At 53.5% G+C, this 21,310-nt stretch carries 20 protein-coding genes and 1 pseudogene; 8 read left to right on the top strand and 13 right to left on the bottom strand.

Annotated elements, in window-relative coordinates:
* Positions 1-10 precede the first annotated feature (10 nt).
* The 4 genes from JCR24_RS02775 to JCR24_RS02760 form a co-directional block, all read right to left on the bottom strand.
* Positions 11-1,456, bottom strand: coding sequence for a SpoIIE family protein phosphatase (locus JCR24_RS02775; RefSeq protein ID WP_238980041.1), 1,446 nt, complete (start codon positions 1,454-1,456; stop codon positions 11-13).
* 228 nt (positions 1,457-1,684) lie between these two features.
* Positions 1,685-2,788 (bottom strand): GerAB/ArcD/ProY family transporter, encoded by a 1,104-nt coding sequence (locus JCR24_RS02770; protein ID WP_238980040.1) that lies wholly within the window; start codon positions 2,786-2,788, stop codon positions 1,685-1,687.
* A gap of 53 nt (positions 2,789-2,841) precedes the next feature.
* Positions 2,842-4,044, bottom strand: a complete 1,203-nt coding sequence (locus tag JCR24_RS02765) for a Ger(x)C family spore germination protein (RefSeq protein ID WP_238980039.1) — start codon at positions 4,042-4,044, stop codon at positions 2,842-2,844.
* Positions 4,041-5,666, bottom strand: a complete 1,626-nt coding sequence (locus tag JCR24_RS02760) for a spore germination protein (RefSeq protein WP_238980038.1) — start codon at positions 5,664-5,666, stop codon at positions 4,041-4,043. The genes JCR24_RS02765 and JCR24_RS02760 overlap by 4 nt, the downstream gene beginning before the upstream one ends.
* Positions 5,667-5,791: 125 nt before the next feature.
* Here JCR24_RS02760 and JCR24_RS02755 point away from each other — a divergent pair, with 125 nt between their 5' ends.
* Entirely contained in the window at positions 5,792-6,019 is a 228-nt protein-coding gene (locus JCR24_RS02755; protein WP_238980037.1) for a YczF family membrane protein, read from the top strand.
* 69 nt (positions 6,020-6,088) lie between these two features.
* Here the strand turns inward: JCR24_RS02755 and JCR24_RS02750 are convergent, their stop codons facing one another.
* The 4 genes from JCR24_RS02750 to JCR24_RS02735 all read right to left on the bottom strand — a co-directional run bounded on the left by JCR24_RS02750 (position 6,089) and on the right by JCR24_RS02735 (position 9,441).
* A complete protein-coding gene (locus JCR24_RS02750; RefSeq protein WP_238980036.1) occupies positions 6,089-7,795 on the bottom strand; it encodes an ABC transporter permease in 1,707 nt (568 codons plus the stop codon).
* Entirely contained in the window at positions 7,770-8,669 is a 900-nt protein-coding gene (locus tag JCR24_RS02745) for an ABC transporter ATP-binding protein (protein ID WP_238980035.1), read from the bottom strand. The genes JCR24_RS02750 and JCR24_RS02745 overlap by 26 nt, the downstream gene beginning before the upstream one ends.
* A complete protein-coding gene (locus tag JCR24_RS02740; RefSeq protein WP_238980034.1) occupies positions 8,635-9,042 on the bottom strand; it encodes a GntR family transcriptional regulator in 408 nt (135 codons plus the stop codon). The genes JCR24_RS02745 and JCR24_RS02740 overlap by 35 nt, the downstream gene beginning before the upstream one ends.
* Before the next feature lie 120 nt (positions 9,043-9,162).
* Positions 9,163-9,441, bottom strand: coding sequence for a YetF domain-containing protein (locus JCR24_RS02735; protein WP_238980033.1), 279 nt, complete (start codon positions 9,439-9,441; stop codon positions 9,163-9,165).
* Positions 9,442-9,610: 169 nt separating this feature from the next.
* Here JCR24_RS02735 and JCR24_RS02730 point away from each other — a divergent pair, with 169 nt between their 5' ends.
* The 5 genes and pseudogenes from JCR24_RS02730 (at position 9,611) to JCR24_RS02710 (ending at position 15,210) form a co-directional block, all read left to right on the top strand.
* Positions 9,611-10,702, top strand: coding sequence for a GerAB/ArcD/ProY family transporter (locus JCR24_RS02730; protein WP_238980032.1), 1,092 nt, complete (start codon positions 9,611-9,613; stop codon positions 10,700-10,702).
* Positions 10,702-12,234 carry a spore germination protein gene (locus tag JCR24_RS02725; RefSeq protein WP_238980146.1) on the top strand — a complete coding sequence of 511 codons (1,533 nt, stop codon included), beginning with the start codon at positions 10,702-10,704 and terminating at the stop codon, positions 12,232-12,234. The genes JCR24_RS02730 and JCR24_RS02725 overlap by 1 nt, the downstream gene beginning before the upstream one ends.
* A complete protein-coding gene (locus tag JCR24_RS02720) occupies positions 12,231-13,379 on the top strand; it encodes a Ger(x)C family spore germination protein (RefSeq protein ID WP_238980031.1) in 1,149 nt (382 codons plus the stop codon). Before JCR24_RS02725 ends, JCR24_RS02720 begins: the two co-directional genes overlap by 4 nt.
* A gap of 60 nt (positions 13,380-13,439) precedes the next feature.
* Positions 13,440-13,649: pseudogene (locus JCR24_RS02715) on the top strand (hypothetical protein); the annotation flags it as partial.
* A 268-nt stretch (positions 13,650-13,917) separates the two neighbouring features.
* Positions 13,918-15,210, top strand: a complete 1,293-nt coding sequence (locus JCR24_RS02710) for a sensor histidine kinase (RefSeq protein ID WP_238980030.1) — start codon at positions 13,918-13,920, stop codon at positions 15,208-15,210.
* Between the two features lie 56 nt (positions 15,211-15,266).
* Here JCR24_RS02710 and JCR24_RS02705 read toward each other — a convergent pair whose 3' ends face one another.
* On the bottom strand, positions 15,267-15,473 hold the full coding sequence (locus tag JCR24_RS02705; protein ID WP_238980029.1) for a DUF6501 family protein: 207 nt from the start codon (positions 15,471-15,473) through the stop codon (positions 15,267-15,269).
* 198 nt (positions 15,474-15,671) lie between these two features.
* Between JCR24_RS02705 and JCR24_RS02700 the strand changes: the two genes are divergently transcribed.
* Both JCR24_RS02700 and JCR24_RS02695 read left to right on the top strand, forming a co-directional pair.
* On the top strand, positions 15,672-16,445 hold the full coding sequence (locus JCR24_RS02700) for an SDR family NAD(P)-dependent oxidoreductase (RefSeq protein WP_020754836.1): 774 nt from the start codon (positions 15,672-15,674) through the stop codon (positions 16,443-16,445).
* A 66-nt stretch (positions 16,446-16,511) separates the two neighbouring features.
* Positions 16,512-16,688, top strand: coding sequence for a hypothetical protein (locus JCR24_RS02695; RefSeq protein ID WP_168157883.1), 177 nt, complete (start codon positions 16,512-16,514; stop codon positions 16,686-16,688).
* A 205-nt stretch (positions 16,689-16,893) separates the two neighbouring features.
* Here the strand turns inward: JCR24_RS02695 and JCR24_RS02690 are convergent, their stop codons facing one another.
* The 4 genes from JCR24_RS02690 to JCR24_RS02675 all read right to left on the bottom strand — a co-directional run bounded on the left by JCR24_RS02690 (position 16,894) and on the right by JCR24_RS02675 (position 21,309).
* Positions 16,894-17,088 carry an NETI motif-containing protein gene (locus JCR24_RS02690; protein ID WP_063165988.1) on the bottom strand — a complete coding sequence of 65 codons (195 nt, stop codon included), beginning with the start codon at positions 17,086-17,088 and terminating at the stop codon, positions 16,894-16,896.
* Positions 17,089-17,192: 104 nt separating this feature from the next.
* Positions 17,193-17,342, bottom strand: a complete 150-nt coding sequence (locus tag JCR24_RS02685; RefSeq protein WP_071880193.1) for a DUF2639 domain-containing protein — start codon at positions 17,340-17,342, stop codon at positions 17,193-17,195.
* 79 nt (positions 17,343-17,421) lie between these two features.
* The gene (locus JCR24_RS02680) at positions 17,422-19,479 is read right to left on the bottom strand and encodes a transglycosylase domain-containing protein (protein WP_238980028.1); all 2,058 of its coding nucleotides are present in this window, start codon (positions 19,477-19,479) and stop codon (positions 17,422-17,424) included.
* Between the two features lie 117 nt (positions 19,480-19,596).
* Positions 19,597-21,309 carry a DHA2 family efflux MFS transporter permease subunit gene (locus JCR24_RS02675; RefSeq protein ID WP_238980027.1) on the bottom strand — a complete coding sequence of 571 codons (1,713 nt, stop codon included), beginning with the start codon at positions 21,307-21,309 and terminating at the stop codon, positions 19,597-19,599.
* Between the last annotated feature and the right edge of the window lies 1 nt (position 21,310).

Below are 21,310 nucleotides of genomic sequence, written 5' to 3'. Positions count from 1 at the left end.
AGCGTCCCGCCTATCCATGAACCGTGATGGACAATAAGCAAATGTCGTCCGAAGGGCTGACAAGCGGCGGACCTTGGCTGATTAAACGTTCGAGGAAGCGTTTATCCGGCAAATGGCGGCACATTTGCGTACATAAGCGAATTTTTTCAATGCTTTGCAAAATCGACGGGTCGATCTCCTCTAAAATGCCGTCTGTATACAAAAGGAGGCGGGCCCGCTTGTCGTAATGAATCACCTCTTTTTCAAACGGCAAGGAAAACGGGCTGCCGATCGCCAAACCGCCTTTGTCCAACTCACGGACGCTTCCGTCGTCCAAAACGAGCAGCCCAGCCGGATGGCCGGCGTTGGTATATTCAATTTTCCGCTCTTTCGTGTCAATCACTAAATAAATCATGGAAAATAGGTGGCGGATGTCGTTGGCCTCATCAGGAAACAACGTTTGCACATGCTTCTCCAGCTCGCTCGCCACCGAGACCGGGTCAATGACGCGCACGATCAACCCGCGCAAAAGCGAGCGGAGCAACATGCTCACCAAGGCCGACGAAATGCCGTGGCCCATCACGTCGATGACGATCACCCCGTAGCGGTACAGGTCGATTTGATAGCAAGCGTAAATATCGCCTGACAAATCATCGGATGGAATATAGACGGCATCCATCGTCACCGCCTCGTTTTGAATGAGCGGCGTCAGCAAGTTGTGCTGAATTTTTTTCGCCAGCTCGATTTGGCGCCGCCGCTCCGCCTCTTTCTGCTTTTGCTTCGTCTCATCTTCGACAAGGACGATATATCCGTCCCCCTGAAGCACGGGAATGACCGTATAGGCGACATTTGCGGACGTGCCGTCCCGGCGCTGCACCATCCCTTCGCCGCATCGCTGCTCTTTGGGAGGAAACGGAAGCCATGTTTGGCTGCCGCAACGAAAGAGCGACCATATCGGGCGGCCGACCGCCTCTTCTTTTCGACGCCCAAACAGCCGCTCTGCACTAAGCCCCCAATCTTGCACGGTTCCGTCCGCCGCCACCGGAACAACCGCAAACGGGGCGGAATCGTAAATGACCCCGAGCAACTCAGACGGCGTCGGTCGATCAGCCGGAGGCATAGCGGTTTGTTCAACAAAATGCCAAACGAGCCATTCTCCCTCGCTGCCTGACAACCGATAGACGTTCATCCAGCTCATGTATGCTTTCCCGCTTTTCGCCACATGGCGCGCTTCTCCTTGCCAACATCCGTCCTTTTTTACCGCCTCGGCGATGCCATCTAACAACGCAGCCGACCACTCGGCTGAAAACAGAACGCCGACCGGCTGCCCGACTAATTCATGTTTGGCAAATCCGAGCCATCTTGGCGTCAGCTCGCTGACCGCAACAATCAAAAGTTGATGGTCGGTCATCACCATGCCGCTGCCCAACTGTTCCGCGTCTAGCTGATCGATCGCCTGTACTTTCGCCTTCACCATCGTTCAACCCTTTTTCGTTATAATCAAAATCAATAGCCTTCAGCTGACACCGGCTTCCCGAAACAAAAACGCGCATCGGCGCCGGGTTGTTTCCACCCCGCCTTCGGGTTGCATGTTCAGCACCACATTTCGCCCATTGTTCCCATTGGGAACAGATTATTGTTGGTATTCGCGGTCTTTTGTTGATTTTCCTGCTCGCTGGCGCAGAAATCTTCTAGTCCGTTTTTCTTATTTTGCTGATTGTCCAAACCGCCGGCGAATCGCCGCAATCACAAGCAAGAGCACCGGAATGATGATTTGCATCGGGATGTGCAGATAGAGCGTGACAATCTTTAATCCTTCATGAATATGCTCCACATAGTTGCTTGCCATCGCCACGGACCACAATAAGACAAGCGCTCCAAACGGATAAACAAGCCGCTGGTGATTCGAAAACCCGAATACATGAGCCACCCCCACGACGCCGGCATAAAAAAAGATGGAGACTTTGAAAAACCCCCCGATCACTAGAGCGACCATAAAAAAGACATCAAGCCGCTCTAAAAAGTGAGCGACTTGAATGCGGCGGATCGTATCGAGCAACGGAAACGATGAACGTGACACCGCATCAGCTCCTAAGACGGCCGTATTAACGGCCATAATGATCGCCAGGTTGATCCCGGTCAACACCATCCCGGCAACGGCGGCCCGCCGCGCTTTTTCCGGACGATTCAAGTATGGAAACAGCATGGTAAACACGATCATTTCGCCAAACGGCACGTACAACGTTTCCGTGAACACCGTTTTCCACACCCGTTTCCACCCTTCCTCTAACACCGGTTGGAGCTGGGTGAGATCAACAAGCCCGGAAGCAATGACCAAGATGAATCCGACAACCGCCAGTATTTGCAACAACGTATAAAGCAGTTCGCCGGTGCGTGCCAATACTTCAATGCCTTTATAGGCGCTGTACATGACCGTCATGGCCATAAGGACATTCAAAACAAACAGCGGCGTTTCCGGATAGGCAAACGTGAGCAACAATTCGCCAAAGTCACGCAACACACGGGCGGCGATATAGAAAAAATAGGTAATATAGAGAACTGCCAACACCTTGCCGAGCGGCTTGCCGACGATATGTGTCACATAGGAAGTCAGCGGCTGATCGGGATAATAATGAAACAAACGCTCATAAACCAAAATCAGCAACAGCCCAAGAACCAGACCGAGCAAAATGGCGATCCACACATCTTGCTTGGCGCTGACGCCGAGCGGAATGACCATCGCACTGCCATGCTCAAACAATATGATCAGGACAAACAGCTGGCGCATATTGATTTTACTATGTTCCATCTTGCTCCATCGCTCCTCACTCCACCGTATCCAAGTTTTTGAGCCGAAAACGCTTATTTGATATATGGCGTATTCCGCAATCCTGTGCGCCGAATGTAAGCCTCTACTTTCACTGTCACCGGAAGATGAGGGAAATAGCGGTCATCCCACTCTTTTTTGATTCTTTTCCACAGGCGGGGGTGGGCGCGATGCACCGCCTCGCCAAAACCAAAAACATCCGTTTTTTCATGCTGGGCCGTTTCAATCGCCTGTCTCACTTCCCGTTCAATTTCCCGACCAATCGCCTTTTCCAATTGAAACAATAATCGGTAATCAGCCAAATTGATCGGGACGTACGTCTCACTGATATCCCCTTCTGTTTGGATATGAACCAAAATGGAAGGATGGCCGTTTTTCAATTCCACTTTTAACCCCGTTGTCACTCCCATCGTTCGATAACCAATCGCTTCTTTTTTTCCTTTCCAGGGGATCGTAATATTCGTTTGTTTGATTCGATCCAACACCCAAAGCACGCCTCGTTCCGTTGAGCCGTTTACCCAGCGAACAAGACGGTCTTTTTTAAATAACGCCAGTCCGCCCAAGCTGATGCGAGCATCTGGCACAGAGGATTGAACGTTTGTTTGCCGTTTGCCCCGCTGTGGGTTTCCTTCAATGACAACACCTGTCACGACTGTATTTCTTCCTGAAGATGTCAAACCACGAATCGCCCACCAGACATCAGTGTTGATTGTCTGCCCCCAGGACATCTCGGAAAACTCCAACGTCTTAGTAATTTGATTGGCGGAAATTTTGTCAATCGGTGTTAATACGCTTAACACCTCTTTCGCCGAGTGGCCATGAGCAATAACCAGCCGCGCTGTCGTCCGAAACTGGTGGCTCCGTTCCATCGCATCGAATACCCCATTCAACCCTTCGCGCGCCACTTCCTCGCTGATGACCACCAAGTTGGTATGAGCGTAATACAGGATGCGCGACAGCTTTTTCGAGGCTTTCCGGCTTGCCTCGATCAACGTGTCTCCGGTTGACGTATAAATGGAAACGGGCACGCCGCCCGCCCCTCCTCCTCGTTGGAGCGCCCCCGCAACGTTGCCCGGGTTGACGACTTGAAACGAGGCCAAATATCTGCCGTCTTTTGTTTTATCGAGGCCGACGGCAATGACAACGGCCAAATCGGTTAACTCTTTTTTACTCCAACAGCCAGCCAGCAACACCGCACAAACAAAAAAGGACACAAACATGGCGATAGATCGTTTCATGATCCATCCTCCTTTTCCCGGCGTGTTGGTGCCGGAGGCTTCGGTTTCTGATCCCCCGATTGGCGAATGATATTTTTCTGGTTAATCAGGCGCGGCCGCTCGCGGTACATCCATGTCGGAATCCGAAACAGGGTATCGCCTACATTGGTTGAAATAAATGGAGCAAGCGGCGACATGTATGGCATGCCAAATGAACGCAAGCTGCATAAATGGAGAATCATGATCAGCAGACCCATTATAATGCCATAAAACCCGAACATCGCCGCTAAAAACATCAACCCAAAGCGGATGAGGCGTGCTGAGATGGCGATGGCAAACGACGGCGTTGCAAAGCTGGCAATCGCGGTGAGCGAGACAACGATAACCATGGCCGATGAAACAAAACCGGCAGCGATCGCCACCTCACCGATGACAAGCGCCCCGACAATCGACACCGCTTGCCCGACCGCACGCGGCAGCCGAATCCCCGCTTCGCGCAAAATCTCAAATGTCACTTCCATGATCAATGCCTCGACAAAAGCGGGAAACGGCACAGCCTCACGCTGGGCGGCAATGGCGATGACAAGCTGAGTTGGGATCATTTCTTGATGAAACGTCATCGCAGCAATATAAATAGAGGGCGCGACGAGCGAGAGAAAAAAAATCAACACGCGTAAAAAACGAAGAGCGGTCGCAATATCAAAACGGGCATAATAATCCTCTACCGCTTGAAAAAATTGGATAAACAAAGCCGGCACAATCAGGATAAACGGCGTCCCCTGAATCAAAATCGCAATCCGCCCCTCCAGCAAATTCGCCGCCACCACGTCGGGACGCTCGGTATGGTAGATCGTCGGAAATGTCGTAAACGTTTGATCTTCGATTAACTGTTCAATATAACCGGACTCAAGCACGCTGTCCGTATCAATGCGGCGCAGGCGCGCTCTCACTTCCTCGATAACCTCGTCATTGGCAATGCCTTTGATGTACATGATCGCGACATCCGTTTGCGTCACGGTGCCGATTTGCATCGTTTCCAGCCAAAGATTGGGATTTTTAATGCGGCGGCGGATCATCGCGGTGTTTGCGCGCAACGACTCCGTAAATCCCTCGCGCGGCCCGCGGACGGCGATTTGCGTCTGTGGCTCCTCGATTGCACGATATTGGCCGCCTTTGGTGCTGGCGCTGACAGCGGACGGCACCCCATCCAACAAGATGATGGTCTCTCCGGAAAACAGCTCCAAAAACAGGTGTTCCCAATCGACGACATGCTTCACACCGCCCACCGCGGCCAACTTTTGTTCGATCCACGGAAACGATTCTTTTTCTGTTAATGACAGTGGAAATGACGCCTCCAGCAACGGCGTCAGCAAAAACTCGTACACATGTTTTTCGTCAACAAGACCATCCACAAAGACGATGGCTGCATTGATTTGCTTCTCTTGGCCAAGCGAAAACCGGCGGATGGCAACATCGCTGCTTTGTCCAGTCGTTTGGCGGATGATGTCAAGGTTGACGGCTAATTCAGCTGACATCGGCTCTTGCGGGACGTCCGTTGCCTCGCCGCTATGGTCCGGTCCTTCTTGTTTCACCCTGTCATTGATCTGCTTTTTTTGTCGGCCCATTCCCCATTGAAACAGCATGTTTTTCCTCCTCACTCCGCTTCCTTTTTATCCCTCATTATGGACACGAAATCGGGAGGGTATACGCCCGTGCATCGGTTTTGAATCAATAGCAAAAACTAAAGAAAAACAGCAGGTGGAACGCCATGAAACTAATTGTTGTTTGGCTGATGTTTGCCTTGCTCGCCATAGGAACGACAGTAAGCATGGATCAGTTGATGGGGATGACCTTGCATCAATCGTTGCATATCGTGCTGAATCCCTTTCGGGCAATGGAAATGCCGGAACTATTTATTTTATCCTTGTTCATTTTTTTGCTGTTGCTCGATCTATTGAACGTTTGGATGTGGAAACGAAAAAACAAAACGTCTTGATCAACAGCCGATGGAAAAAAGAGGAAGGTGCCCCAAAAGCAACGGGACACCTTTTCTCTTCATCGGGCGTTACCTTTTCTGTATTTGCTCCCAATGATGCTGTTGTTGCAACCACTCGCGAACATGGGTGCTGTGTGAAGACAAGGGAACGGTAAACGAATCGCCGTCGCTTTGCAGCAATTCAATATTCCCCTGCCATGTGCTCCCCCCGCCGATGATGTCCTCCACCGGCTCATTCCACAAATCTTGTTTGAGCGCCTGGACAAACGACTCGATCTCCTTCGGATCGGCCAGCACGACCACCGGACGCCCCGTTTCGACATTGCGGATCGTCACTTGGCGGATCGGAGAATAGCTCGGGCGAAGGAGCAAATAATATTGCTGCTTATATTCGTTTGAACCCATGATGCGCTGAAAATACGGCATGTACGGTTCAATCGGCACTACGTAGCGGCGGAGGAGGCGCGTGCCGTCTTTTAGCACATAGCCGATCACAACTGTCCGGATGTTGGCAAACCGAGGCGGCGACGGCTGATCGTGCACAAGCTGCTCATGGAACGCCCTTACAGCCTTGATGTTTTCTTGGCTGCGCAAAAACTGGTCAACCTCTTCAAATGAGCGTCCTATCATTTCAGGATGTGCAAAATTCATGGCCGATTGGCCGAAATATACTTGTTTGATGTCCGCCAGCGCCGGCACGCGCTGTTCATAACCGAGGGGATCGAAATGAACAAGCAGGCAGATGACCCCCATCGCTCCCGCAAACGCGATATATCCTTTCCAACGGTGAAAGACGCGCCACGTTTTCGCAATCACCATCTGGGCAATGGCATACCCGATCAAGGAAAAGCTGATATAGCCGAATATCGTCCAGTTCCACTTGCTTTCCACGTTTCCGAAATAGAAACCACCAACAAGCCAAGAACAAAATGCCACTCCATACACAAACAGCGGGCGAAGCACTGAAAAGGCGAGCGCCTGCCCGGCCGCTTCCGTCGGCCGCCGCTCGTACAGCCAGATGGACAAACTGAAAAATAGAAGCGACAACAGCAGCAACATCCCGATTTCTCCCGCACTCATCGCTTGATCCGTCAGCATCGCATAACGAATCGGCATCACCCACTGTTCCAGTTCGCTTGATAAATAGTACATATCCGGAAATCCGTATAATAATAGCGACAAGTTGCTAAACATAAGGACCATGATGCCGGCCGGAAAAACGAGAAAAATGTTTGTCAACACAATGTGAAGCACCGATTGGCCGACAAGCACCCCAATAACGATGCTAAAAGCAAAAATAACCGTTTCCATCACCAGCGTCTCACCGAACCAGCGCCCTACATCCGCCGCCCCAATCGGCCACCGAAGATCGAGCCCATACAGGCATCCAATGGCGGCCAACGCGGTCACGGCAAGCGGCACAATCAAAAGCATCCAGCCAAATAGCACTTGCCCGACAAGCAGTTCGGTGCGGCGAATGGGCAAGCTATGGATGAAATCAGCCGACCGTTTCTCGTGCATGTAGCGAAGCACACCGGCCGCCGCCAAGATCGGGACAAGCCAAGCAATCAGCGTCTCGAACCCGTTGGATATATAGTACACGTTCTTCCATTGCGGCACATTTCCGACTTTTGGATCATATTGCGAGTACGAAAGCCCAATCGGCAATACGATCGCCGCCAGCCATAACAGCAGATGAATGATGACAATCCAGCCGATTTGGCGAACATTTTGCGTCCACATGGCGCGGTTAGCCGACAACCGTTTCGCGGACATCGACAACATCCCCCATTTCGTACATAAAAATTTCTTCCAACGACAGCGGCAAGATGTCGAGAATGAGCGGAGCAAACGAACTCACCGTCTCTTCGATGGATCGTTTCTCGCCGCGGACGACAAGAAGAACGATGCTGCCGCGCTCCTCGCGATGCACGATGTCAAGGCGTTCGGCCAACTCGCTCGGAAATCCGCCGCGAAACGCGACTTGAATTTTATGCATCCCGGCGCGCAGCTCGTTTAAATCACGCTCCATCCGTACGGTCCCTTGCGCCATCAATCCGACGATGTCGCATAAATCTTCGAGCTCGCGCAAATTGTGCGACGAAATGACGACCGTCATCTCCCGTTCGGCCACTTCTTCTATGAGCAGCTGCTTCACATGACGGCGGACGAATGCATCGAGCCCATCAAGCGGCTCATCCATAATGAGCACATCCGGCTGGACGGAAAAGGCGAGCCAAAACGCCGCTTGGCGCTGCATGCCTTTGGAAAACTGCTGAATCTTTTTGTTTGGATCAAGCGCAAAGACGGACTGCAATTCCAGAAACCGTCCGCGGCTGAACGAAGGGTACAGTTGCTCGTAAAAATCCGCCATTTGCCGAATTGTCGCGTGCGGAAAAAAGTAGACAAAGTCCGGCAAAAACAAAAGGCGTTGCTTCACCCGGACATTTTCCCACACATCCTCCCCGTCCACTGTAATCGTTCCGCGATCTTGGCGGAGAATGCCGGCCATCATCTTGAGCAGCGTCGTTTTCCCGGCGCCGTTCGGGCCGAGCAGCCCGTAAATCGATCCTTTTGGCACCATCATGTTCGCGCCCTTGACAGCGGCAAATCGATCAAACATTTTCGTCACGTCCACAAGTTGAATCACGATTCTCCCCCTCTTTCTCTCCTTCTCGAACCCATTGCCATAACTGCTCATTTGTCACCCCTAAAAACCGTGCTTCCTTGACAAGGCGGACAAACTGCTCACGGACCGCAGCGATCGCCTCGATGTTTGGTTCTTTCGAGCGCGGGGCAACGAAGCTGCCTTTCCCTGGAATCGAATAAATCCAGCCGTCGCGTTCCAGTTCGCGGTACGCTTTTTGAATCGTGTTCGGATTCACCATCAGCTGTTTCGCCATCGTCCTGACCGATGGCAGCTGATCGTGCGGCTGCCATAGTTCGCGAACGATCATTTCTTTCATTTTGTCAATCAGTTGTTCGTAAATCGGCTGGCGACTGCGGATATCAAGCTCAAACATCTCCCCTCCTCCTCTCATTGTCACAACCGTACTATAACTAATAGTACACATAAAACAGAAGAAAGGCAAGAGTTTTTTCCAAAATAAAGAAAGAATCCATCCCTGGATTCTTTCTTCCTCTCATTCCGACGCCGTCGGCCGCCGAGTTGACCGTTGCCGCTCGGCGGGCTGATACGTCTGAACAAACAGCCCATCTCCTTCGAGCCACTCGGCGATCAACACGTCTTTTGGCGAGGCAATTCCTTGTTTTTGCAGTTTGGCGGCCAGCCATTGCTCTGTTTTCCCAAGCTCCGTTAATTCGTCTGCCAACAGCTGGCCATCGCGGATCAGCGTCACCGGGACATACACCGGGTGGGGCGGCAGCTGGAAATCTTCACGCCGATCGTCAAATGAAGCCATTTCATGCTGCGCCCCCCTTGCATGCCGTTGATGTTCGCCCTTTCTTCCCTGTATTGTGCCCCCTGCCGCCTGAGAAGTTTCGCTGTTGGGTTGCCGTTTGCGCGGATAAATTCCCCTAGACTGGAAACACTATCGTTCTAGAGATTGCATGGAAAGAAAGGGATCCATGATGAACGGACAGCCGCTTAGCGCCCTGCAATTGTTATTCATGGTCATGCTGTCAGTCGGGCTGATGAATCATGTCATCATCATCCCCTTTATGCTTGAGGCCGCCCACCGCGATGCGTGGATCGCCGCCTTGGGAGCGTTGGCAGGTTTGCTCGTTTGGCTCCCGCTTCTTTATTTCATCGCCAAGCAGCTGAACGGGGAGCGGCTGTTTGACTGGCTCAAGGCCCGATTTTCGAGCGCGGCTGCTTATGCGGTGGCCGGTGTCAGCAGCGCATTCTTGCTTCTTCATAGTTTTGTCACGTTAAACGATACGGTCACGTTCACCACCACCTCTTATTTGCCGGCGACGCCGAGATGGGCGCTGATTTTGGTCATCGTGGCCGTTTGTTTTTATAACTCGTACCAAGGCATCGACTCGATTGCCAACACTTCCATGATCATTTGCCCATTCGTCATCGTGTTTGGTTTTTTCGTGATGCTCTCGACCACACCGCATAAAGATTATTCACTGCTCAGACCAACGCTTGAACATGGTGTTGGACCTGTGCTCAACGGCATGATGTACGCCGGAGCGGGATATGTGGAAGTGATCGTTCTATTGTTTCTCTCCCATCGCCTGCCTCGCCCGTTTTCATGGAAGGCGCTTGCCGCGATTGCCTTCTTCACCGCCGGGCTGAGCATCGGGCCGACGATTGGCGCCATCACCGAGTTTGGCCCCGAGCAGGCGACGCGCCTTCGCTATCCGGCATTTGAGCAATGGCGGATGGTCAGTTTAGGGACGTACATTGAGCATGTGGACTTTCTGTCGGTCTATCAATGGCTGTCCGGCGCCTTTATCCGCATCTCCTTATCGACAGCGCTGATTGTGGAATTGTTTCCGATCCGCCATCCGCAAACCCGCCGTTGGGTGCTCATTGTCCTCTACTTGGCGATCACATTGGCGGCGCTGGCGCCGGTCAGCGATGAACAGTTTTTGCATTTTGTCAAACATGGGGTGCTGCCGGCATCGCTGCTGTTTAGTCTTGCGCTGTCCGTTGTGTTAAGTGGTTTCGCTTTGTTGGCATACCGAAAAAAGAAAAGAGGGATGACATGATGAAACGACCGATGCGCGCCGCCGAAGGCAAGCGGTTGAAAGACGATTACACAGGGCTCGAGACCGTCATCATCTCCGAAGAGGCGTTGCGCACGATGTACGCCAAATGCCCGGATGTCATCATGACGGAAGCCGCGATTCCAACCTCTTTTGACGGCTCGGCGGCTGTCGTGCACTTGCTGTTTATCTATTGCGAGGAACTGTGCGATGCACAAATGCTGCAAAAAGCCGTCTATCCGATGTTCCGTGAACTGTGCGAACAGCATCCGTGCTTTACGGCTGCTGACATCGAGGCCCGCAAACCGGCGGCGCTTGAGTATATGGGAAAAGAAGTGCGGATCGATGATCTCAACTTCAGGCTGTTTAGCGGCGATTTGCTCATTTATTTCCATGAAGCCGATGTCTTGTACACGATGCCGCTCGCCAGCCCGCCCAGCCGCGATCCGGAAGAGCCGAACACGGAAGTATCGATTCGTGGACCCAAAGATGGATTTATTGAAGAAATCAGCAAAAATGTCGCCCTCATTCGCAAGCGGCTGCGCTCACACCGGCTCGTCTACGAACCGTTTGTCATCGGCACACGCAGCCAGACAAAAGTCGGGCTCCTCTATGTCGATGATATTGCCAACACGGCCATCATCGATGAGGTGAGAAGCCGTCTGCTCAGTTTGTACATCGACTCGGTGACAAGCACCAACCAAATTGAAGAGTGGTTGTCCGACACCCGTTTTTCTTTGTTCCCGATGTTCGGCTACACCGGGCGGCCCGATTTTGCCGTCAATTCGCTCCTTAACGGCCGTTTTATCATCTTGGTGGACGGGGCGCCGACCGCCTTGATCGGACCGGGCAATTTAACGTTTTTGCTGAACACGTCGGAAGACAACAACACGCTTTTCTTGTTTGTCGTGTTTCAGCGCCTGCTCCGGCTCGTCGGCACTTCGGTCGCCATTTATTTGCCGGGCGCCTGGGTCGCCTTGACTTCGTTCCATCCGGACCAGCTTCCGTTCACCTTGCTGGCGACGCTCATTTTGTCGCGCCAAGGAGTGCCGCTTCCGGTGCCGCTGGAGATGTTTGTGATGATGATTTTGTTTGAGGTGTTTAAGGAAGCCGGGATGCGGCTGCCAATCGCCATCGGGCAGACGCTGTCCGTCGTCGGCGGCTTAATCATCGGCCAGGCGGCGATCAACGCCGGGCTCGCCGCCCCGGCCACACTCGTCATTGCCGCCATTTCCGTCATCTCGACATTCACGCTCGTCAATCAAAACATGGCCGGAAGTGTCACCTTGCTGCGCTTTATTGTCCTGACGGCCTCCACCGTTCTTGGCCTGTTTGGCTTCATTCTGTCGCTGTTTTTCATCTTGACTTATGCAGTCAACTTACGCACCTGCGGCATTCCGTACTTGATGCCGCTGGCGCCGCCGTCCAAAGATATCGGGAAAGTGTTTATCCCGAGCACATGGAAGCAGTTCCGCACGCGCGACCGCATTGTCCGTCCAAATGATCTCATTGCAAAAGAGAGGGAACGAAAATGAGGAAGCGAGTCATTCCCATCATCGCCTCTATCATGCTGCTTGGCGGTTGCTGGGACACACGCAACATCGATCACGTTGTCTACATTCATTCAATCGGGATCGACTACAAAGATGGCCAAGTAATCGCCTACGTGCAATTGATCGATTTCACCGCCCTTGCCAAAGTCGAAGCGGGGGGCGGCAGAGAAAAAGCGGCGATTTCCGTCGGCAAAGCCGCTGGCGAAACGTTTAATATCGCGACCGACAAAATCTACCCTTCCATTCAACAAAGGGTGTCATGGGGCCATGTAAAAAGCATTGTCTTTACGAAACGGGCCTTGCAAAAAGGCATCGTAGCCGATGTGATCGACGTGCTGAACCGTTACAACGAAATTCGCCATACAGCATGGGTGTACGCCACCGATGAGCCGCTGTCCGAGCTGTTTGAAGCGACGCCGCTGTTAAACGCTTCCTCGTATTATTCGCTGTTGTCCAATCCGGAAGAAATCTTTCAACAAAGTTCGTTTATCCGCCCGATCCGGCTCAGCCGGCTGATTGTCGATATGGATGAAAAAGCCGATACGGCAAGGCTTCCGTATTTAACGCTCGACCGCCGGCGCTGGATCGAAAATAAAAAGCCGAAACCGATGCTCGCTGTTTCCGGCGTGTGTTTTGTCCACCATTACAGCCTGCAGCAATGTGTCCGCCGTTCCGATCTAGAGGGACTTCGCTGGCTCGAACACGACATTCGCCGCACCCCGATTTATGTCAAACAAAAAGGGAAAACGGTCGCCTCTCTTGTCGTCCGGGACCCGAAAACGAAATGGTCGATCAAAGTGAAGAGTGGAGAGCCTGCGTTTACTGTCCAAGTGCAGGCGCAAGGCGCCATCATCGAACTGCGCAAACCGCTCTCGCGAAAACAACTGACCAAACTGGCGGAACAAACGGTGAAGCAGGAGATCCGCCGCTTGTATGAACTTGGCAAGAAGCAGCAGATCGATATATTGAATCTGTCGGAGCAGCTGTATCGCCAGCGGCCGGATATTTGGAAACAACATCAGTCCAATGGCCTCATCCCGCTCGGCAACAACACGCTGTCCGTGAGCGTCAAGCTCGCGATCGGGGCATCCGGAAAAGAAAAGTTGAATTACCGGGCCGGTGATTGAAAATATAATAAGATCAAGTATAATTAGGAATATTAGATATATTTTGAACGGGGGAGAACGATGAACACCCATACAGAGCGAACGAGCGCCGCAAGAATGACCGTCTACCCGATTTTGTTCGCCATCAGCCTCGGCCACTTTTTGAACGATGCGATGCAAGCGGTCATCCCGGCGCTCTTTCCGATTTTGCGCTCGACAATGGAGCTGTCGTATGCGCAAATCGGCTGGGTCGCCTTTGCCTTGAACATGACATCATCTGTCATGCAACCGGCTGCTTCCGAACCATGTCGGCCTGGCGTCCGGACTCATCGTCGGCCTGGCGTTTGGCATGGGGGCGCTTGGTGCGGTCGTGCTCGGCAAAATCGCCGACTTGTCGTCGCTCGGCACATGAATGGGGCTTTGCAGCGTGCTGCCGCTCTTTGGCGTCTTGGCGGTTTGGCTGCCGAAAGATCGGACATAGCCAATGCATATTTTTCTTTCAATCTCTTTTCGCTATAATGGAAGGTGATAAGGTCCATTCAGTTAGGAGATTTTTCGTATGGCGGGTTTATACATTAACCAGCACGTCCTGAACAACTTATTTTATATTTTAGTCACGATCTTTGCCTTTTCGTTTATTTATGACCATAGTCGAGCGATCCGGCAGCGCCCGCTCTATGGCCAGGCGCTGCTTGGCGCTTGCTTGGCGTTGGCGGCCGTTTTGTGCATGAAATTTCCGATTTACATGGATCCGCTGTGCGTCCATGATTTCCGGCAAATTCCGTTTTTGCTTGGGACATTGTATGGCGGCGGCGCGGTCGGGGCGGTGCTGTTTGTTGTCTTGATGCTGGCACGCACCGTTTTGTACGGATTTCAGCCGCTCACGTTGATCGTTTACGCCATCATGTTTGCCATAGCGGCGGCCGCCTCGCCGCTGTTTCGCAAGCTGCCGCGGCCGAGCAAGCTCGTTATGTCGCTTTGGCTGACGTTTTTGCTCGCGGTGCTGACGACATTTGTCGCCGTGATGATTGCTGATTTTCCGGTAACGAGGCCGTATATCGCGTATTTCATTATAATGCCGCCATTCGTCATGATGTTCGCTGTCTATTTGATGGAGACGCTTCATGAGGCGCAGCTCGCTCGGGCAGAGCTGATGAAGATGGAAAAAATGCAGATCGTCAGCCAAATGGCAGCCAGCATTTCCCATGAAATCCGCAACCCGCTCACCGTCGTCAAAGGATTCATCCAGCTGCTGCAAACTGGTCGGCTGCCGCGCGAAACCGAAGAGCGGTACATTCGCATCGCCTTAGAGGAACTCGAGCGGGCGGAAGCCATCATCCGCGACTATTTGACGTTTGCCAAACCGGCGCCAAAAGAGACCGAGCCGATTGATGTCGCCACCCAGCTTCAGAAAGTGCTGCAAATGATTACGCCAATGGCGCATATGCATTCGATCCATGTATCCTCTTCCCTCGAACATGGTGTCGTCATCGGAAACGTACAATATTTCCAACAGTGTTTTCTCAACTTGTTGAAAAACAGCATTGAGGCGATGCCGAACGGCGGCACGCTCCATGTTGCGGCCGAGAACCGGGGGGCATCAGTCGTCATCACCATTTCCGACAACGGCGTTGGCATGACGAAAGAACAAGTGCGCCGCTTCGGCGAGCCATACTTCAGCACAAAAGAAAAAGGCACTGGGCTTGGTGCGATGGTCGCCGTCAAAATCATCGAACAAATGGGAGGAACGTGGACGATCGAAAGCGCCGTACAAAAAGGGACGACGTTGACGATCACGCTGCCGGCAAGCCGGTTGCGGCCGCCGACGGCGGAACAAAGCGCCGTCGGCTGAACGAAAAAACGGATGCCCTGTTTTGGACATCCGTTTTTTCTTGGTGATTGGCGCGATCATTTGACTTCCTCAAAATAATCTTTGTAAAACCCGCCGACTTTTCCGCTGTTGTCAATGACAAAATAAAACTCGTCGGTTTCGTTTTTTACTTCATATAACTTGCCCGGCGTCAATACATTGCTGACCATGTACTTTTCCGCGTTCGTGTGAACGCACTTTACTTTTTTGATCGTCGGCCGGGTCGCCCATGTGTGATGAATCATGGCGTCATCTCCTTCTCTTTATATTTTTCCCCTTCTTTATTGTAGCGACCCGGACAACCGGCTGCAACGTCCCATTCGCCATTTGCCGCTATGGCCGACGCCTCAAATCGTTGGCGGCGGCGGGCAACCGTGCTATAGTGAAACTATGCGGACCCCCGCTAACAAGCCGAATGATCATGTTCGAAAGGAGAGACTCTTATGTTTTTGCCTTCATTCCGTTTGGACGGAAAAACGGCGCTTGTGACCGGAGCCGGACGCGGCATCGGCCGGGCGATCGCGATCGGGTTTGCGGAAGCCGGAGCCGATGTAGCGCTCATCGCCCGCACGGAAGCTGATTTGCAAGAAACGGCAAGCCATATCGAACAGCTCGGCCGAAATGCGTACATATACCCGCTTGATGTCACCGACCGACAAGCCGTGCACGACGCGGTCGCCGACATCAAACAACAAACCGGCTCGCTGGATATCGTGGTCAACAACGCTGGCATGAACATCCGCACGCCGGCTTTGGATGTGACGGATCATGAGTGGGAAACGATTATGAACACCAACTTAAAGTCGGCGTTTCTCGTCTCACAAGAAGCCGGTCGCGTCATGAAAGAACAAAAGCAAGGCGGAAACATCATCAACATCGCTTCCGTCGCCGGCCATGTCGCCTTGCGCACCGGGGTTGTGTACGCGGCAACGAAAGCGGCGCTCATCCAAATGACGAAAGTGCTGGCGTTTGAGTGGGGGCGCTACGGCATACGCGTCAACGCGATCGGCCCGTGGTATTTCCGAACGCCGCTCACCAAAACGCTGCTTGAGGACGAAGCGTATGTGAACGACATTTTGGCCGTCACGCCGCTCAAGCGGATTGGCGAGTTGCCTGAGCTCGTCGGCCCGGCTGTGTTCCTCGCCTCCGATGCGGCCAGCTACATTACCGGCCAAACGCTGTTTGTTGACGGCGGCATGACGATCCATGGCTTTTGATAAAGCGGGGCCAAATCGTACACCCTATAAATGCGCCCAGACTATATCGACAAGGAGGCCGCAAACATGAGCGACCAAGAAAGCAAACGGCAATTTCAAGACGACTTGGATCAATACCGGATGGACAATGTCATCCATGCCCCGAAACACTACGTGTACCAAGTCGGTTACGAAGCGTCAAGCGGCAACCCGACCGGCGACCATCGGGAAGCGAAAAAAACGCGCGAATGGCCGCACAGCTGAAGGAGCTGGCCCTAAAAGACCGTTGGCCGAGGCGCAAGACAAAAGGGTTTTTACCGGAGTGAATACGCATAATGCAGCGATAAGGAGGGGGCTGACTGCCTTTGTGAGACTCCCCTCCTTTTGCTGTCGGCATGGAAAGTCGGCAACGATGGTGCAAGCCGAAAGCGAAACGCAAGCCATGGCGGCCGGCTAAGGACGCCCCTGGCTACGGCTCGTCGCGCACCGCCTCAAATTCGATGATGCGCCCGCACGGCTCAACTGTCGTTTCGCCGTTTGTTTTCACTTCGCGGAAAATCGGCTGCTCAACGCGTCGGATAGGGCGGTATCCTTCTTGTTTCATCCGCTCTAAACAGGCGGCAATCGTTTCACCTTCGGCTACAGTAAACCGTTTTTTCTTCATTCCGTTCGGCGTTCGTTCCTTTCCCGGCCAAACGACCGGTGCGCCTCCCTCCTTTCCTTTGTTATTTTGCCCGAAAAAAAGAAGCCGGATCCTTTTTGTCCGGCCTAGCGCGTCTTTTGCACATATTTTCGGTACAGCCCGTACAGCTCCGTCGCCTTGTACGTTTCGATTTTTTTCCGCCCGACCGGATGACGGGCGATGCCTGCCTTTTTCAACTCGGCGACAAGCCATCCTTTCGATCCGAAATGCGCCATGGCGCTCCCCCCTTTTTCGCGCGGCTTGTCTTTATATATATGCGCCTAAACAGGGGATAAGAACGCCTTTGGCAACAGCTTATTCATGCTTGCCGCCATGCCTTTTTCCATGCTTTTTTTCTTTTTTCTCTTTTTTGTTTTTTCCTTTTTCATGACCGGGCGGGCGCGGTTTTTCCTTCGTTTCCTTCACCTTTGGCGGCGCGGATTCAGGCGCGCGTTGCCCGCGCTTTTTGCGCTCTCGTTCCTCTTGTTTGACGAGCGGCAGTGAAAAACGAGCAGCTGGCTGGCCGGCCAGCGCCTTCTCCATGATGTGGCGGAAAATGACCGCCGCTGTTTCCCCGCTTGTCGTCGTCAAATAATGCGTGCGATCCGGCCGGTCATAGCCGAGCCAAAGCGCACCGACCAGCTGCGGCGTATAGCCGACCATCCATTGGTCTTTCACCCCGTCGATGCCGGGGATCGTCATTTCGGTCGACCCGGTTTTGCCCGCAAGCTCCCGCCCCGGGATGGCAGCGCGCTTCCCGGTCCCTTCGCGGATGACGCCTTCGAGCAAAAACGTCATTTGCTGCGCCACTTTCTTGGACGTGACAACCGTTCGCCGCGGCTTCCACTCCGCTACCTTGCGGCCGTAAGCATCAACGATTTTTGTAATGAGATGGCCGTCCAAACGGACGCCGTCATTGGCGAATACGGCGTACGCTTCCGCCATCTCGAGCGGCGAGACGCCGCGGGACATGCCGCCGAGCGCGATGCCGAGCTGGCGGTCCTCTTTTTCCAACGGCAAACCAAACCGGTGCAGCGCCTCCATCCCTTTGTCAAGGCCGATTTCGTTTAACAGCCAGACGGCCGGCACATTGAGCGAATGGATGATCGCCTCATACATCGTCACCGTGCCGCGGTGCGTGTGGTCGTAGTTTTGCGGGCGGTAGCCGCCGAGATTAAGCGGCTCGTCTTTGAGCAGCGAAAACGGCCCGTACCCTTGTTCGAGCGCCGGCGTGTACACGGCGAGCGGCTTGAGCGTTGACCCCGGTTGACGCCTGAGCTCTGTGGCGCGATTGAAACCGCGGAACACATGGCGGCCGCGGCCGCCGACAAGCGCCTTCACCCCGCCCGTTTTCGGGTCGAGCAGCACTGCTCCGCTTTGGACAGGCACACCGTCCGGGCTTGATGGAAACAGCGAATCATTCGCATACACGGCTTCAAGCGCTTGTTGCATGTTCGGGTCAAGCTCCGTGTAAATGCGGAGCCCCCCGGAAAGGACATCGCTTTGCGTCAGGCCGTATTGTGCAATCGCTTCGTGGATTAGTTCATCGACGTAGTACGGATATTTTCCGACATACGGGTCGCGTTTTGGTTCCTGTTGAATGGCAATGTGCTCGTTTTTCGCGGCGATCCACTCTTGATCATCGATATAGCCTTGTTCTTTCATGAGCGACAAGACGACATTGCGCCGGGCGACCGCCTTATCGTAATGACGGACCGGCGATAAAGCGGACGGTGCTTTGATGAGACCAGCCAACATGGCGGATTCGCTTAGCGTCAACTCAGAAACGTCTTTGCCAAAGTACGTTTTCGCCGCGCTGGCCACCCCCCACGCCCCCGCACCGAAATAAATGCGATTGATGTACATTTCTAAAATTTCTTGTTTGCTGTACGTGCGCTCAATTTTTTGTGCGATCAACCATTCCTTCCATTTGCGTGTCAACGTTTTTTCATTCGTTAAAAAGACGTTTTTCGCCAGCTGTTGAGTGATCGTGCTGCCGCCCTCGACCCACGCCCCGGCGCGAATGTTGCGCCACATCGCGCGCAAAAGCCCATAATAATCGACGCCATCATGCTCGTAAAAGCGGCGGTCTTCCGTCGCGACGATGGCCTCAAGAAAATAGTTGGGCACCCTGTCGATCGGCACTTCTTCGATGTTTGCCGCCGCGAGCTTACTCGCGATGCGGCCGTGTTCATCATAAATGATTGTCGCTGCCGGCAACGGTGTTTCCAAGGCGGCAATGTTTTGTCGATCAATCGCCCACTCGAGCGCAGCAACAACGGCGGCCAAAGCCAAGGCGGCGACAACGAGCGCCTGCAGCCAACACCGTCTTCGTCTTGTTTGTCTCATTTGCTGCCTGCTTTGCGCCTCCACAATGTTCCCCCCTGTCTCTTCGTCACGATTATACGATTCGCAGCCGGCCGCCCGTTTTCGTCTCTTTTCCATGGCTCAAAACAAAAAAGAAGCGGCCGTGTGCGCCGCTTCCTTTGTTTACGCTGATGGCGATTTATGCTTTTTTCCCTTTAAGAAAAACGCCATCATTAACGCCAATACCGTCAAGCCGGTGGCGACGAAAAAGGCGTCGTTAATCCCTTCGACAGTCGATCTCTGCTGCACGAGCCCATACAGCAGCTGCACCACCACTTCATCGCTCGGAATCGCCTGCTTCAGCTGGCCGACAAGGCTCATGAAAAACGGATTGTTTTCCGTCATCTCATTTCGGTACATGTCCGCATGGAATTTGGCCCGGTTGGACATGATCGTCACCAAGAACGCCGTTCCGAGCGAAGCGGCCACTTGGCGGATCGTATTGGACATCGCCGTGCCGTGGCTGTACAAATGGCGCGGCAAGGCGTTCAATCCTTCCGTCATAATCGGCATTCCGAGCATCGACATGCCGAACATGCGGAAAATGTAAAGCCAAATCAACTGGCTGTATGGCGTATCCATCGTCAGCTTGCTGAATTCCCACGTCGTGACCGCGGTGATGATCAAGCCGACGATCGCCAGCGCCCGCGCGCCGATGCGGTCAAACACCCAGCCGGAAATCGGCGACATGATCGCCATGACAATCGCTCCCGGTAGCAACAGCAAACCGGCATCGAGCGGCGTAAAGCCGCGCAAGTTTTGCAAATACACCGGAAGCAAGACCATGGCGGCAAACATCGCCATGTTAATGACCGAACCGATGACGGTCGCCAACGTAAACACTGGGTAGCGGAACACACGGAAATTGAGCACCGGATGCTCCGAGCGCAGCGAACGCCATGTGAACATGATGAGGAACAAGGCGCCGATGACAAGCGAAACAACCACTTCCGTCTCGCCCCATCCTTTGCTTCCGGCCTCGCTGAAGCCATACAGAACGCCGCCAAACCCGATCGTAGAGTAGACCGCCCCTTGCACGTCCAGCACTGGATTGCCTTTACGCGGCGTATGTTTCAGCCAGACGGAGGCGAGCACAATGTCTAAAATCGCGATCGGCAACACGACGTAAAACAACAGCCGCCATGTATAATGTTCAACGATCCAGCCAGACAGCGTCGGCCCGACCGCCGGCGCAAACATCATGGCGATTCCGACCGTTCCCATGGCCACCCCGCGGCGTTCCGGCGGGAAAATCGACAACATAATGACCATCATCAGCTGCATAATAATGCCGGCCCCGACCGCTTGTGTCAACCGCCCCGTGAGCATGACGGCAAACGACGGAGCGATCGAGCAGACAAACGCGCCGATGGCGAAAAACGACATGCCCGATAAAAACAACCGTTTCGCTGGAAACTTGGCGATTAAAAACGGGCTGATCGGGATAAGCACCCCGTTGACGAGCATATAGCCGGTCACGAGCCATTGAATCGTCGACGTTTCCACGTTGAAATCTTGCATCATATGCGGCAAGGCGACGTTGATCAACGTTTGATTCAAAATGGCGACAAACGCGCCCAGCATGACCGTCGCCACAACCTTGCCGCGGCTGCCGATATCCCCAAGGCCGCCTTGACCGGCCGGAGCGGCCGGACGCCCATCCGTTCCTGTCGACGGCTCTGCTTTCGTTTCCGCTAACGGTTGAGCGTTGGCTTCCGCCGCTTCATCTGCCGCCTTCCCTGCGGCTGAAGCCGGTTTGCGGCGGCGCAGCGCGATGTTGACCGCCGCCAAGACCAAAACGGCAAACACAATATAACCAATGACAAATGCTGTCATC

It is taken from the genome of Geobacillus sp. YHL (assembly GCF_022341265.1).
In the GTDB taxonomy this organism is placed as follows: domain Bacteria; phylum Bacillota; class Bacilli; order Bacillales; family Anoxybacillaceae; genus Geobacillus; species Geobacillus thermoleovorans.
The sequence above is the reverse complement of the archived record's forward strand: the minus strand, read 5'-3'. Positions and strand labels throughout refer to the sequence as shown.

Coding starts and splice junctions, on each gene's coding strand:
- JCR24_RS02720 (WP_238980031.1), top strand. CDS start 12,231: ATGAGGAAGCGAGTCATTCCCATCATCGCCTCTATCATGCTGCTTGGC.
- JCR24_RS02755 (WP_238980037.1), top strand. CDS start 5,792: ATGAAACTAATTGTTGTTTGGCTGATGTTTGCCTTGCTCGCCATAGGA.
- JCR24_RS02775 (WP_238980041.1), bottom strand. CDS start 1,456: ATGGTGAAGGCGAAAGTACAGGCGATCGATCAGCTAGACGCGGAACAG.
- JCR24_RS02695 (WP_168157883.1), top strand. CDS start 16,512: ATGAGCGACCAAGAAAGCAAACGGCAATTTCAAGACGACTTGGATCAA.
- JCR24_RS02675 (WP_238980027.1), bottom strand. CDS start 21,309: ATGACAGCATTTGTCATTGGTTATATTGTGTTTGCCGTTTTGGTCTTG.
- JCR24_RS02770 (WP_238980040.1), bottom strand. CDS start 2,788: ATGGAACATAGTAAAATCAATATGCGCCAGCTGTTTGTCCTGATCATA.
- JCR24_RS02730 (WP_238980032.1), top strand. CDS start 9,611: ATGAACGGACAGCCGCTTAGCGCCCTGCAATTGTTATTCATGGTCATG.
- JCR24_RS02725 (WP_238980146.1), top strand. CDS start 10,702: ATGAAACGACCGATGCGCGCCGCCGAAGGCAAGCGGTTGAAAGACGAT.
- JCR24_RS02735 (WP_238980033.1), bottom strand. CDS start 9,441: ATGGCTTCATTTGACGATCGGCGTGAAGATTTCCAGCTGCCGCCCCAC.
- JCR24_RS02740 (WP_238980034.1), bottom strand. CDS start 9,042: ATGTTTGAGCTTGATATCCGCAGTCGCCAGCCGATTTACGAACAACTG.
- JCR24_RS02750 (WP_238980036.1), bottom strand. CDS start 7,795: ATGTCCGCGAAACGGTTGTCGGCTAACCGCGCCATGTGGACGCAAAAT.
- JCR24_RS02700 (WP_020754836.1), top strand. CDS start 15,672: ATGTTTTTGCCTTCATTCCGTTTGGACGGAAAAACGGCGCTTGTGACC.
- JCR24_RS02760 (WP_238980038.1), bottom strand. CDS start 5,666: ATGCTGTTTCAATGGGGAATGGGCCGACAAAAAAAGCAGATCAATGAC.
- JCR24_RS02705 (WP_238980029.1), bottom strand. CDS start 15,473: ATGATTCATCACACATGGGCGACCCGGCCGACGATCAAAAAAGTAAAG.
- JCR24_RS02765 (WP_238980039.1), bottom strand. CDS start 4,044: ATGAAACGATCTATCGCCATGTTTGTGTCCTTTTTTGTTTGTGCGGTG.
- JCR24_RS02685 (WP_071880193.1), bottom strand. CDS start 17,342: ATGGCGCATTTCGGATCGAAAGGATGGCTTGTCGCCGAGTTGAAAAAG.
- JCR24_RS02690 (WP_063165988.1), bottom strand. CDS start 17,088: ATGAAGAAAAAACGGTTTACTGTAGCCGAAGGTGAAACGATTGCCGCC.
- JCR24_RS02710 (WP_238980030.1), top strand. CDS start 13,918: ATGGCGGGTTTATACATTAACCAGCACGTCCTGAACAACTTATTTTAT.